The 13,009-nt window shown below is 45.3% G+C and carries 10 protein-coding genes and 1 tRNA gene; 6 read left to right on the forward strand and 5 right to left on the reverse strand.

Annotated features, from left to right (window positions below; genetic code table 11):
- Window positions 1-161: 161 nt before the first annotated feature.
- The 3 genes from GYRE_RS01725 to GYRE_RS25230 all read right to left on the reverse strand — a co-directional run bounded on the left by GYRE_RS01725 (window position 162) and on the right by GYRE_RS25230 (window position 4,024).
- Window positions 162-1,151 carry a hypothetical protein gene (locus GYRE_RS01725; protein ID WP_146748699.1) on the reverse strand — a complete coding sequence of 330 codons (990 nt, stop codon included), beginning with the start codon at window positions 1,149-1,151 and terminating at the stop codon, window positions 162-164.
- A gap of 769 nt (window positions 1,152-1,920) precedes the next feature.
- On the reverse strand, window positions 1,921-3,528 hold the full coding sequence (locus tag GYRE_RS01730; protein ID WP_038252480.1) for a DUF3987 domain-containing protein: 1,608 nt from the start codon (window positions 3,526-3,528) through the stop codon (window positions 1,921-1,923).
- A 202-nt stretch (window positions 3,529-3,730) separates the two neighbouring features.
- Window positions 3,731-4,024, reverse strand: a complete 294-nt coding sequence (locus GYRE_RS25230) for a helix-turn-helix transcriptional regulator (protein ID WP_373896527.1) — start codon at window positions 4,022-4,024, stop codon at window positions 3,731-3,733.
- A 179-nt stretch (window positions 4,025-4,203) separates the two neighbouring features.
- On the opposite strand from GYRE_RS25230, the gene GYRE_RS01740 reads away from it, so the two are divergent.
- The 3 genes from GYRE_RS01740 to GYRE_RS01750 all read left to right on the forward strand — a co-directional run bounded on the left by GYRE_RS01740 (window position 4,204) and on the right by GYRE_RS01750 (window position 7,809).
- Window positions 4,204-5,136 (forward strand): hypothetical protein, encoded by a 933-nt coding sequence (locus tag GYRE_RS01740; RefSeq protein WP_038252483.1) that lies wholly within the window; start codon window positions 4,204-4,206, stop codon window positions 5,134-5,136.
- Between the two features lie 271 nt (window positions 5,137-5,407).
- Window positions 5,408-6,928: a ParB/RepB/Spo0J family partition protein gene (locus GYRE_RS01745; RefSeq protein WP_038252484.1), complete on the forward strand. Its 1,521-nt coding sequence runs from the start codon at window positions 5,408-5,410 to the stop codon at window positions 6,926-6,928.
- Window positions 6,928-7,809 carry a DNA adenine methylase gene (locus GYRE_RS01750; RefSeq protein WP_038252485.1) on the forward strand — a complete coding sequence of 294 codons (882 nt, stop codon included), beginning with the start codon at window positions 6,928-6,930 and terminating at the stop codon, window positions 7,807-7,809. The genes GYRE_RS01745 and GYRE_RS01750 overlap by 1 nt, the downstream gene beginning before the upstream one ends.
- 613 nt (window positions 7,810-8,422) lie before the next feature.
- On the opposite strand, the gene GYRE_RS01755 is transcribed toward GYRE_RS01750, so the two are convergent.
- Together GYRE_RS01755 and GYRE_RS01760 are read right to left on the reverse strand one after the other, a co-directional pair.
- Entirely contained in the window at window positions 8,423-9,691 is a 1,269-nt protein-coding gene (locus GYRE_RS01755) for a tyrosine-type recombinase/integrase (RefSeq protein ID WP_038252487.1), read from the reverse strand.
- A 200-nt stretch (window positions 9,692-9,891) separates the two neighbouring features.
- A tRNA-Leu gene (locus tag GYRE_RS01760) sits at window positions 9,892-9,976 on the reverse strand.
- Between the two features lie 243 nt (window positions 9,977-10,219).
- Between GYRE_RS01760 and GYRE_RS01765 the strand changes: the two genes are divergently transcribed.
- The 3 genes from GYRE_RS01765 (at window position 10,220) to ahr (ending at window position 12,988) form a co-directional block, all read left to right on the forward strand.
- A complete protein-coding gene (locus GYRE_RS01765; RefSeq protein ID WP_038252489.1) occupies window positions 10,220-11,233 on the forward strand; it encodes an HNH endonuclease in 1,014 nt (337 codons plus the stop codon).
- Entirely contained in the window at window positions 11,233-11,811 is a 579-nt protein-coding gene (locus tag GYRE_RS01770; RefSeq protein WP_038252491.1) for a class I SAM-dependent methyltransferase, read from the forward strand. The genes GYRE_RS01765 and GYRE_RS01770 overlap by 1 nt, the downstream gene beginning before the upstream one ends.
- 157 nt (window positions 11,812-11,968) lie before the next feature.
- The gene (gene ahr / locus GYRE_RS01775) at window positions 11,969-12,988 is read left to right on the forward strand and encodes an NADPH-dependent aldehyde reductase Ahr (RefSeq protein ID WP_038252493.1); all 1,020 of its coding nucleotides are present in this window, start codon (window positions 11,969-11,971) and stop codon (window positions 12,986-12,988) included.
- The last annotated feature ends 21 nt before the right edge of the window (window positions 12,989-13,009 follow it).

Genomic DNA, 13,009 nt, shown 5'->3' on the forward strand with positions numbered 1-13,009 from the left:
AGATGCAACAGAGAATTGCCGCATAAAACTAAAAAAACCGGAACGCTACATCAGTAACGAACCGGGTAAGTCACGCAGGAAGTGGTTTATTCGGCGTTGCAGAAAAGATTCCTGATCTGTTCAGGTAAGTAATATAGCCGCAAAAATATTTGGAATATCCTTTACTCAAAAGTAAGATCTTCCCCCATAAGACGCCATAAATCGACGGGTTCCTTCTTCTGTGGTGGTACATAGAAAAAGGTGGTGGCAGAATGTTTGACACCGGTGGAATAGCGATAACACACGACTTCATCGTCGGCATCGCCAGGCGCGATTATCTCTTGTGAGTAGAACCCATTGTAGAACGTCACCACAGCCTCCCTGCTATCTATTTCAACACTGAAGTAGCGACGAAGATACTTACGCAACAAGCGATACATCAGGTCGATACACTGCTTGTGTGGTTCACGCAACAACGAGGTGGCATCAAAGCATTTATTAAAAACACGGCATAAAAGCGCCATGATGCGATCGGGATCGCCAGATAACACCGCATGAAAACCCACAATCGCCAGCAACTCCAGATACAAAGGATATTCAGGGAACAGTTGCCGGATCTCGCCCAGACATTCTGAAATTCTGTGATGTCCAAGACGCCACAGTTCCCCATGAAGCAACGTGAATAAAGGAAGCTGTTGCTCAATGCCGCCAAACACAATCTCTCTGGGAACATTACCATGAAAGCGCCTGACAGGCGTGATTCTGCGCAATTCTTCGTTAACCCTTAAGACGCCATATTGCTCTGCCAGTCCATCATACAAACTTCCGTTAAATGGAATACTTTCACCTGCTGATTTGATACCGTCGAAACCATGGCCCTGATAAGGTATTACATCTCTGTTTCTGCGGTTTATTAATTCAGGAGCTATAATCAAATTATCTGCTATGTTTGCACCTCCTTTCCCATTTGGATACATGTGACATATTTCAATACACAGCAACGCCACAAGCTTCAGTTTTCCCTGATACCCCTCGTAAGCTGGAATAGCATAGCTTCGCTGATGACGGGCTTTTATCTGATATAGCTGGTGAAAATCCACCACATCCTCCAGTCCAGTAATAGATCCTAAAATAAATGGATTGCGTATATAGGTACTATTGATATGTTTCAAGTATGATGAATCCAGAATACTTACGGTATTATTGGCATTAATTTTACGTGAATCTTTTTGACGGCATGCTGCACTGCAATACTGTCTATTCCTTGTCTCTGCCAGAGAGTGTCCACAATACTGACAGGTACTTAATAATCGCCTCTCTTTATTTTGCTGGTTAGACTGAAATCTCTGGTAATGGTATTCACAAAGATCTGCTTTACCTGTTGCTGAACGTCTGGATACTCTTCTTCTACAATTACTACGATCACATTGCGTCATGATAATAATCTTAATAATGATCTATAAATAGAATAGATAGTGATAATTAATAGTAATAAGATAATGTATAATGGGTTAAATGAGACAGAAGACACCTAGAGACTATCTCACTAAACCCACCCTCAATATTCACTTATTATGAATCGTATATTTCCTCCTCTGACAGGTATTTTTGATGAAGCCCTCCAATAACGCATAGTTATCCCATGGTAGCTATGAAGGGCTTTCCCGCATGCTGATTTTTTGACTAACCATTCAATCACGAGGCCTTTGCCTCTTATGCCATATCACCTCCTGAGAATGACTCACTTGCTCATATTTCAACCAAAAACAAAAATCACAGGCATAATAACAACCGAGATTCTGCGAAAATTCGCAAGAATCAGGGCTCGTGAAGCCATAGCAGATTACATTTCGATGAAAAAACACTCAGCTGCCTTGTAGGGACACGCGCATGTAGAATGCATAAATCATCACATTGGGCATCCGGTAATGAGCACCCGCTTCACCAGGAGTAAGTCAGATTAGGTAAGTTCAGAGACACCCTTTCAGGTACATCACTGGGTTCAAGGCGTCTGACCCCATGAGGGAATAAGTCTCGCCGTATACCTGGATGCTGAAAAACGCCGAGTGAATCAGGCAGGATGATATGAACAGGGCCTCCTGTGTAATTCTGAACCAAATAAATTCTTTTTTGCCATGCCAGTTGTGCCAGGATGGGTTCCAGTTTGCTGGCTAACCGGAGATTATTATCCTTATGCGTGGGTCCCAGACGCATAATTTCTGACTTTGCGATTATCGCTCTTCCCTCTATCGTCATTCTGTTGTGGATCCAGTGGTATACTTCCAGCACATCTTTTTCAAAAAGGAAAAGACGTGAATTTTTATAAAACACCCTTCCAGCCTGTTGCATATACCAGTCAATGACCCTATGTGCACATTCCATTACTGAAAGCGATATTTCATTTCCTGGCTGCTCATCAAAGTGGTGAAGCATTGCAGCCAGTCGTATCGCGTTAGAGCCCGATTTAAGAGCAATATCCTTAATATGTTCCCATGGTCCTCCTTCGCTTATTTTTTGCTTCATTTCGGCGCGTTTCTCGCCCATAAATGCAATGGCCTGAGGTGACAGGATTAATTGTTGCTTATCAGTGATGCCATCATAAAAACATTGCTTTGCCCGTTCCAGTAGCTCTAGGACTCTGTTATCAAATTCGTCAAGAGCGCGGTTCATATGACTAAAATCGCCATCCTGATATTGACATTCACCCTCGACTTTGACTGACAGAAAACGGGCAAGGAAACCGCTCCCTCTCCCTATTATCTGGTTCCTGGTGATATATTCATCAAAAATATCGGGCTGAACCATCAGGCAAAACATCAGGCGAAGATTGATTTCACAATCCACGCCGTCACGTTGATATGAGTATGGAGCACCATCCCACCCGAGGTTAAATATACCCGGATCGTTTTTAGCCCTGGATTTAAAAAATGTTACGGCTTCTTCAGAGAAAATACCCGCATCAGGATTATCTCCGAGGCTTTTGATAAGCTCACCGTTAGAGATATCCTGATATAAGAACTTAAACCGGACAGGTTTCTGCGGTTTATTATTCAGGTGCTCCTCCATAACCCCTTCTGCATCTTCACGACCATAATTTCTGGACGTCGCCTTTCGTAGGTTTCGGGCTAGTGCCTTTTTATTTTCCTCCCACAGGCTTGTATCGGTCTGAAATTGGTTCAATAGATTTTTATATTCTTCATTCACCTCTGATGAAAAATCATGAAAGACCTGCATAACAGCTCTCAACACCGTAGACTTTCCGCTACCGGACCCGGCAATAACCAGAAAATTGAGCACGGCGGGCTCAGGGATCTTTGTATGTACAGGTATCACTTCAATCAGCGGGAGGCAGGCAAGAGAAGCAGCAGCCAGAAATGAACTGGCAGCAATCTCTACAGAGACTTTTTTATTTACACTCGTAGCGATGATTGCATTACTGATTTTTTTGGGAAGAGACTTTATTGGAAATGATAGTGTTTCAGAGGCGTTAACAGACAGATTTCGTTGTTCAGGAGTTCCCCCCTGATAATTATGCAGGGGCAGATTCATGATAATGGTCCCTTATTTTTAAAGAGCATAAGACATATACCTGCTGATGAACAGCAGGTATAGCTGTTCCCCTCACGGGGTTAATGTGATAAATATGCTGGTATAGATAACTTATTTTTCAATTACAGGCGTGCGTATTTTCTTGTACTTTAGATAATCCCGTTAATACAAATCGTTTCAGTAAGTGACATTGCAATCCGAATTACTTGCGATTTATGTCCCGCTCATTTAACCATGCTTCATAGTCACTTTTTCTCCAGCGACTTGAGCGCCCAATTTTCAGCGGTCGGGGAAACATACCTCTGGAAATAAGGGAATAGTAATGCTTGTCACTAAGGCCACTGTGAGCAGTGATGTCTTTCATGCTGAGCAGGATGTCATCGCCCATTGCAAAGTGGATCCGTTTTTCAACTTCTGGTGGAAGTGGGGTTCCAATTTGTATGTTCTCATGCCGGTTTGCATATACCGGATATTCTGTTTGTAGCGGGTTGGTCATCGTTGGTTCCTCCTTAAGTTGATAGCCGGAGAGTTCTCCAGAGTACTATTGACTTTAAGAGCAAGATATAAAGGTAAAAATACTTGTGCAGAAAATATTTTTTTGAGGTGACGCACAACACTTAACACTTTTTCGTTTATGATTAAAAATCATAATGTTGGTGAGGATACTCATAAGGCATGGCACGAAACAGAAACAATACGTTTGAAGGTAATTTTGGTAAAACACCCACTGATTACTATCTCGAACACTTCAATAAGCCCACACAGCCTGTTCCAGGTAGTTTCCTGAATGATCACTGGATCAATTTTTCCTCGTCCGAACAGCGCCTAGTAAGTTATCTGAATGACTCGTATCACGACTGGATACATCACATAACACTAAGAAAAAACTCAGAAAAGGAACGATGCCCGACAACTATTCTTCAAAACTATGTTGTCAGCACTCAGTGCAATTTTGATTCTTTTATGCGCTTCCTACTTGAAGACTTAAGTGAGGAGGATGAAATAGAAGCCGGACTTGGCTACCTCAAAAAACTTAACGACCAGGCTCCTGTGGAAGACCCGGATTTTACCTCCCTGCATGTCAAAGGCCTGCGCAAGGGGCTTGATACGGTAAATGAGTTACTGAATACAAATGGAATGGACAGGTTTGAAGCGGCCTCTTACTTTTTTACACTGGCCTTTCATTACTTGAGCGAAATGGGCCGCGAAGCCGAGAAGTCCAATGCAATGTTTGAAGCCTTCGAACAACTGGGGGAGTTTCGGGGATGGTGCAGCAACGTACAGACCCTTGAATCAGCGTTAAAAAAACACAGAGACGCAAAAAAAGCCGGAAATGCAAAAGCTGAGAAAAATTTTGGCTCTCACAAAAGAGAAGTTACTCGCATCCTGAAAGAGGAAATACTGCCAAATCCATACACATATAAGCTGAAGACAGCTACTGCATTACACAATCTACTGGGGAGGCGACTTGATGAGTTCATCACTGCGAATAGTTTGAATGAATCGGCTAACTCAGCAAGTATGATAAAGGGGTGGGCGCGTATGGGAGAATTTAAGGAACTTTTCGATAAAGCCCTGTCTGCGTGTAAAAGACAGCACAATAATTAAAACCCATTGATAAACTCATGCGATCCAGTAACAGGCTCTTTCCCGCAGCATTGCCAGTTACAGGAGAGCAGGCAGTCCGTTACCGTCTTAAGGGCCACTAACAGTATAAAAAATCACAAAGTGATGATGTCTACCCGCCGATAGCACCACATTCTGCAGGTGCACTGGTCCGTCCCCCGTAACTGTGGTGATTTAGTGTTCCTAAGATAAAGTAACGTGTTGTAAACTAGAAGATAGTGGATTCGGACAATATTTATACACAGGGGATAACATGGCTCAGGAAAATAAAAAGTGGTGGGAAAACAGGGTACTACGCTCAGTTGATAACTTAAAGCTTTGGAGGGATAACCCTCGCCTAGACCCATCTAGCCAACCTGTGCGTGTTCGAGATTTCGTTGAAGAATTAATATCCGATGTAAATGATAAACAGGATTTTATCGAGTTAATTACATCAATAGCCAACCGTGGGTTCGTATCATTCGACCCTATTGTGGTATGGCAAAATCAAGCTGATAAGAATTTTTATGTGGCGGAAGGCAATCGCAGAGTAATGGCACTTAAGTTACTTAGAAATCCAGAAAAAGCCCCAATGACGATTCGTCGAGCCGTAAGTAAGCTATCAAAATCGATTGATAGGGATACAATAGAAAAAATTAAAGTTTGTGTATCACCTAGTTATGATGATGCTCGCTGGTATATTTTGCAACGACATTCCAATGCCAGCAATCAAATCAGATGGCAACGTTTACAGCAACAACGTTATATAATAACTGTATATGACTCTGTTGGTCAAGATATTGATATGACAATAGAGTTAACTGGATTTAAAAGAGCTTCAATTGTTGAAGCTTTACGTTATGTAAAAATCAGAGATATAGCTACGCGACAGGAAGTTACTAGTTATTTATCAATAGAAGAAAGGGAGCAGGTATACAGTCATCGCATAAATATGACTGTCCTTGAACGTTGGTTTGGTAACAGCCAAGTAAGAGAAGCATGGCATATAGAATTTAGCGATGTCGGTGTTGTCATTAATGCAAACCTTAACGATTTTTATGTCGCGTATGCTAAATTCTTAAAATTGATGTTAAATAAGAATAATGAACTAGGAATTGTTGTTAATACCCGAACTATTGATTCGCATTTCCAACAAATTTTTGAGTATTTGCCTAAAATTCGACAAGCGTCAGCGGAAGATCAAGATGAGGCCGCTGTTACAGCGCCTACGGCTAATCCTCAGGAAAATGAGCCAAAAGGTGATGATAAAACGGATTCAGGCCAAGATTTAAATGGACAAGGAAGAGAGCCAGAAGACTTGAAGCCTACCTTGAAAGGTAACCCTAATCGTGGGCAACTAACTGATGAATATCATGAAATAAAAGTTAGAAGCTATAAAATTAGAGCACTTTTTAACGAGTTGCAAAAGTTACCTCTTCGTAAGTATCCTAATGTTTCTGCTGCATCGATTCGAATTTTCCTAGAACTATCTGTTGATGAATATATCAACAATTGTGAATTGCAACAAGACGTGTCTAAGCGGGCAAAGAGGCCTTACAATGACGTAACACTTAGCCAAAAGCTGAGTATCTTACGCGGAGACTTGATTGGCGATAAAGAAGCTGACAAAATCATCGATCAGCTATTACACAATAGCAACGATTTTAGCCTGAATACTTTGAATGAGTATGTTCATGGAACAAAAGTTCATAAAATTGAGCGCCAATTCTTAAATCGTTTTTGGGATATGTTACTGCCGTTCTTCAGTATATTGATTAGTTTAAAGGAAATATAATGTTTTACTCTCCTTTGAGATACCCAGGTGGGAAATCAAAACTTACAGCTTATGTTCTTGAGATCATAAAGCTGAACACCCTCGAAGGTGGAACATATGTTGAACCTTTTGCTGGGGGATGTGCTATCGCTTGGTATCTACTGATTAATAAACATGTTCGTAAAGTGTATATCAATGACTTAGATCCAGCAATTCATGCCTTTTGGCACAGTGTTCTGTATAGAACTGACGAACTTTGCTCGTTGATTGATTCAAGTATCATTACAATGGATGAGTGGCATAAGCAGCGAGAAATATACAGAAGTAATACATCTGATTTTCTTAAGTTAGGTTTTGCAACTCTTTTCTTGAATAGAACTAATCGTTCTGGAATTATCAAGGCTGGTGTAATCGGCGGAAAAGAACAAACTGGAAGATATAAAATTGATTGCCGATTTAATAAAGAGCGGGTTATCGAACAAATAAAATCAATAGCTGCTATGCGTGACTCTATACGCCTAAGTAACTTAGATGCAACTCATTTTATTGATGAGGTGCTTCCTGTAGTAGAAGATAAAGCTTTAATAAATATAGACCCACCTTACTACATTAAAGGAAAGGGTTTATATCAAAACTTTTTTGAACATAACGATCATTATCGTCTATTTGAAAGCGTAAAACGGATTACTCATCCATGGATTGTTACTTATGATGATACTCCTGAAATTCGCGGCATTTATTCTGAATTTTCTCCTGAGCCATTTGGTTTAACATACACAGCACAAACCAAATATAAAGGGGCTGAAGTTATCATACACTCTCCAGGTATTATCAAGGCTAATTTTAAACCAGATGTTAGCTTTAATGAAATAAAGAGACATTATCGAGAATGCAATAAATAATAAATATGTTTATCATTGAATTAGCAGGTTAGATCTTTGTATTGTATACTAGTAGTGTTCTATAATTAGAACACTACTGGCAACACTTAATTGAGTGTATCATCGGTGGTGTTCCCTTCTATTCAGCATACTCAAATGACCAAGTCACTTTATTTTATTCAGTAGGCAGCGCCTTAAATTATTAAAATCATTTTTTTAATTTAGATTGTTATCTGGTGAATAAAAATTTATCCTCTACAAACAGAATCTGATAAGAACCATCATTTAAAAAACTCATAACAATATTCTCATATGCTAAGAGTTTTGACTTGTATTATCAATAATCAAAAACAAATGGTACCCGCGTCTAGAAAAATCAACAAACCATCCGCAATATTATTATATATTACATTAATACGTTGTCTTTACAGTAATCTGAGTGCGCGGGACCACAGCAAAGAAAAACAGTCCTCTACTAAATAGCTTTGCATAATAGCGCTACACTCGCTGGAGTGTTGCACCCCGTCAGCACTGGCCTCACTCGATGAGAAGTAAAACATCAATGTGCGAAGTTATTTAGGGTTATTAAAAGCTGGTCCAATATTTTTAATTTAAATACAAACTGACAAACATTTCACACTCCATTACCCCGATTGCTCTTCGCATAGTCAAACGGCGTAATCCCCCTCTCCCGGTTCGCATCCAGAAAATCCGCCCACCATTGCAGCATCAACTTGCGCTCATCCAGATGTTCCGCTTTATGGATATACGCAGCCCTCACCGAATTGCGTTCCATATGGCTCATCTGCCTTTCCACCGCATCCTTAGACCATAGTCCTGACTCAATTAACGAACTACAGGCCATTGTACGAAAACCGTGGCCGCAAACCTCAACTTTAGTGTCATAGCCCATCACCCGTAGCGCACTGTTTACCGTGTTCTCGCTCATGGGTTTACGCGGATCGTGATCGCCAATAAAAATCAACTCATGTTTACCACAGAACTGTTTTATCTGCTTCAGGATCGCCAGCGCCTGCTTTGAAAGCGGTACCAGATGAGGTGTACGCATCTTTGATCCTCGCTGAGAATGTTTCACGCCGGGAATAGGCTCTCGCTCAGGCGGGATAGTCCACATTGACGTTTCAAAATCGATCTCTGACCAGCGAGCAAAACGCAGCTCACTGGAGCGAATAAAGATAAGCAGAGTGAGTTCCGTTGCCCAGCGGGTTAGCGGCCTGCCGGTATAGCCGTCTATTTTCTCAAGTAACTCAGGGATACGCTTTAATTCCAGCGCCGGGCGATGTTGTCGATTGCCTGAGGCGACGGCTCCAGCCATCTCCTGCGCTGGGTTGTAATCAATCAGCCCGCTTTGCACTGCATAACGCATGATGGCCGTGGTACGCTGTTGGAGACGAGAAGCCACCTCAAGACGTCCAGACAGTTCCACCGTTTTAATGGGGGCCAGTAAGTCACGAGTACCCAATTCAGCAATGTTGCTAGAACCAATTGCGGGAAAGATATTGTCCTCCAGGCTCTTTTTTACGCGATTAGCATGATCTTCCGACCATTTTTGGTTAGTCGCAAGCCACTCTCTGGCAACCTTCTCGAAAGTAATAATCTCTTTCGCCTGCTCTTCTTTTAAAGCACGCTTATGCTCACGAGGATCAATGCCAGCAGCAACCAGCTTTCTGGCCTCTTCTCTCTTTTGTCTGGCATTAGCTAACGAGATTTCAGGATAGACGCCAAACGCCATCAAATGCTGTTTACCGCCGAAACGGAAACGAAATCGCCAATACTTTGAGCCGTTAGGTTTTACAAGTAAGGACATGCCGTCGCCGTCAACAAGTGAATACTCTTTCTCCTCAGGTTTCGCAGAACGAACTTTAGTATCCGTTAGGGCCATAGTGGTCCTCCTTCCATTGGTATATCGTGAGTATACAAGCAATATCGAATCGACAAATATACTCATTAGTATACTCACAAGCTTGTTGATGTGGGTTGAGTTAGGTTGACTTCAGTTGAGGGGAAAAGCGGGTAAAGCCTTGTGTAGAGCGGATTTAGGGCATAAAAAAAGACGTCGATTGACGTCTATTTATATACTTTTGGTGCCGAAGGCCGGACTCGAACCGGCACGTATTTCTACGGTTGATTTTGAATCAACTGCGTCTACCGATTTCGCCACTCCGGCACTGAAGGGGATATGCTGATAGCCGGTGCATTATACCTTTTGCTGATCCGCGCGCAAGCGTTCCGCCGCGTAACCTCTTCTGAATGCCGAAATTTTCAGCATCCGCCCCTTCCCTGCCCCATTATGGAATCGTGCTCGCAAATCCTTGTAACGTGAGCTCCCCGGTTTACATTTACCCGCATCTGTTATCTGATCCTGTTACGGACTGTTGTCATTCATCACGCCGATAAATCAGGACTCTGCATGCACTTCTATCAGGTCGATCCAACGCTTGAAAACTACTGGCGTGGCATCATCCTTTTTGGCAAAAACGTTGCTTCCTACAAGTTCGCCCTCGCGCATGCGCTGTACGATATCCCGCGCAGCGGCAACGACCTCATCCTGCTGGACGATCTCGCGCTACCGTTCAGCGAGCATCTTTGTCGCCACCTGCTAACGGCGCCGAAACAAATCACCGTATCTAGAAGCCGTTGCCTCAGCGCCTGTCGCCAGTTCAACGCGGGCGAAATTGACCAGAGCGCGTTGCGGGAAAACACGGTTCGCTACGGTTTTAACAACGTCATTGATGCCTTTCACAACGTCAATCAGACCGAGATCGACACCCGCTTTTTTATCGATGAGCGCAAAACCCACAAGGGTATTCGTCTTACTGAGGCGTTCTATCGCCTGACCGAGCGCCAGCAGTTTCAGAATCTGATCCATGAAACGGATGCCCGCTGGAAGCTGGTCGAGCAGGCCTGGGCGATGGGGGTTTCACGCAACCTGATTGCCGTCGAATACTCACAACAAGACCAGCAGCTCTTCACTACTCGCGGCGATCGTCGGGTAACCATCACCAGCTGTCGTGACAGCCTCAACGGCTACCAGAAGGGGCACTGTTTTTACTGCTATGCGCCCATCAGCCTGCAAAGCGGTGATGAAAATCTGGCGGATGTCGATCACTTCATCCCGTGGCTTGCGAGAAGCGAAGTAGCAAACATAAACGGGGTATGGAACCTGGTGCTGGCCTGCCAGCACTGCAACCGTGGCAGGCAGGGGAAATCGTCACGCGTCCCCACGCTTAAGCTGTTAAAACGGCTTAACGATCGCAACGAATACTTCATCAACAGCCACCTGCCGCTGCGCGCAACGCTTATCCAGCAGACGGGCAAAACGGCCGCTCAGCGCAGTGACTTTCTCAACAAGGTCTGGAACACTGCACAACAAACCTTAATCCACCAGTGGGAGCCCCCGGCGATGGGGCCAGACAGATTCTGATGACGATGAACTTTTACCAGCATAACGCTGCGCAGTTTTTTGCCGATACCGTCGCGGTAGATATGGCGTCACTATATGCTCCGTTTATCGCGATGCTGGCACCGGGTGCCCTTGTGCTGGATGCCGGGTGCGGCTCCGGGCGAGACACTAAAGCGTTCAAAGAGATGGGATTTCACGTTGAAGCCTTCGATGCCTCTGCCGAAATGGTTACACTGGCAGCGGAACATGCCGGGGTGCCGGTACAGCAGATGAGCTTCAGTGAACTCAACGCCACCCGCCGTTACGACGGCATCTGGTGCTGTGCCTCGCTGCTGCATGTGCCAGCGGAGGAGCTTCCTGGCGTGATGCAACGGCTGGCAGCAGCGCTGAAGTCGGGTGGAGTCTGGTATGTCTCGTTTAAATACGGCGACGGTGAGAGAGTCAAAGAGGGGCGTCACTTTACCGATCTCAATGAGCTGGCGCTCGGGGAGCTGGTGAAAATGCTCCCGGGGATCCGCCTTCACTCCACGTGGCGGACCGAAGATCGACGGCCTGGGCGGGATGACCGCTGGCTGAATGCGTTGTTGTGTAAGGCGTAGTGTTCTCACCCTCACCCTAACCCTCTCCCTCAAGGGAGAGGGGACTGTATGATGCGGTGTTCACCACCTTCCCACCGCCTTCCCACCACCTTCTGCGAAGCACCCCATAACCCCATGCTCTACACTTCCAGTTCAACACCAACAACGGAAAAGCATCATGTCGAAAATAAAAAGCTACGCCGCAAAAGAAGCGGGCGCCGAACTGGAGGTCTGGGAGTACGATGCAGGTGAACTGCTGCCGGACGATGTCGAAGTGGAGGTGGATTACTGTGGGATCTGCCATTCCGATTTATCGATGATCGACAACGAGTGGGGGATCTCCCAGTACCCGCTGGTCGCCGGTCATGAGGTGATTGGCCACGTGGCGGCGCTCGGCAGTGCGGCGCAAAGCAAGGGGCTGAAAATCGGCCAGCGCGTGGGCGTAGGCTGGACGGCGCGCAGCTGCGGGCATTGCGATGCCTGCATCAGCGGCAATCAAATCAACTGCCTCGAAGGCTCCACCGCCACCATTATGAACCGCGGTGGCTTTGCCAATAAGCTGCGGGCCGACTGGCAATGGGTCATCCCGCTGCCGGACAGCATCGATATCGAAAGCGCAGGCCCGATGCTCTGCGGCGGTATCACCGTCTTCAAACCGCTGCTGACGCACCATATCACCGCCACCAGCCGCGTCGGGGTTATCGGCATTGGCGGCCTTGGGCACATCGCCATTAAGCTGCTGCGGGCGATGGGTGCCGAAGTCACTGCCTTCAGCTCTAACCCGGCGAAAGAGCAGGAAGTGCGCGCCATGGGGGCGGATAAGGTAGTCAACAGCCGTGACCCAGAGGCGCTGAAGGCGCTGGCGGGGCAGTACGATCTCATCATCAACACCGTGAACGTCAGCCTCGACTGGCAGCCGTATTTTGAAGCGCTGGCCTATGGTGGCAACTTCCACACCGTCGGCGCGGTGCTGAAGCCGCTGTCGGTTCCGGCGTTCACTTTGATTCAGGGCGACCGCAGCGTCTCCGGCTCGGCTACCGGTAATCCGTCTGAGCTGCGCACGCTGATGAAGTTCGCCGGGCGCAGCAGGGTGGCTCCCACCACCGAGCTGTTCCCGATGTCGAAAATCAACGAGGCGTTAAAGCACGTGCGGGAAGGTAAAGCCCGCTACCGCGTGGTGCTGAAGGCTGATTTTTAAGCCATAGGCCCTCTCCCCGGA

Origin of the sequence: Yokenella regensburgei ATCC 49455 (assembly GCF_000735455.1) — a bacterium.
GTDB lineage: Bacteria > Pseudomonadota > Gammaproteobacteria > Enterobacterales > Enterobacteriaceae > Yokenella > Yokenella regensburgei.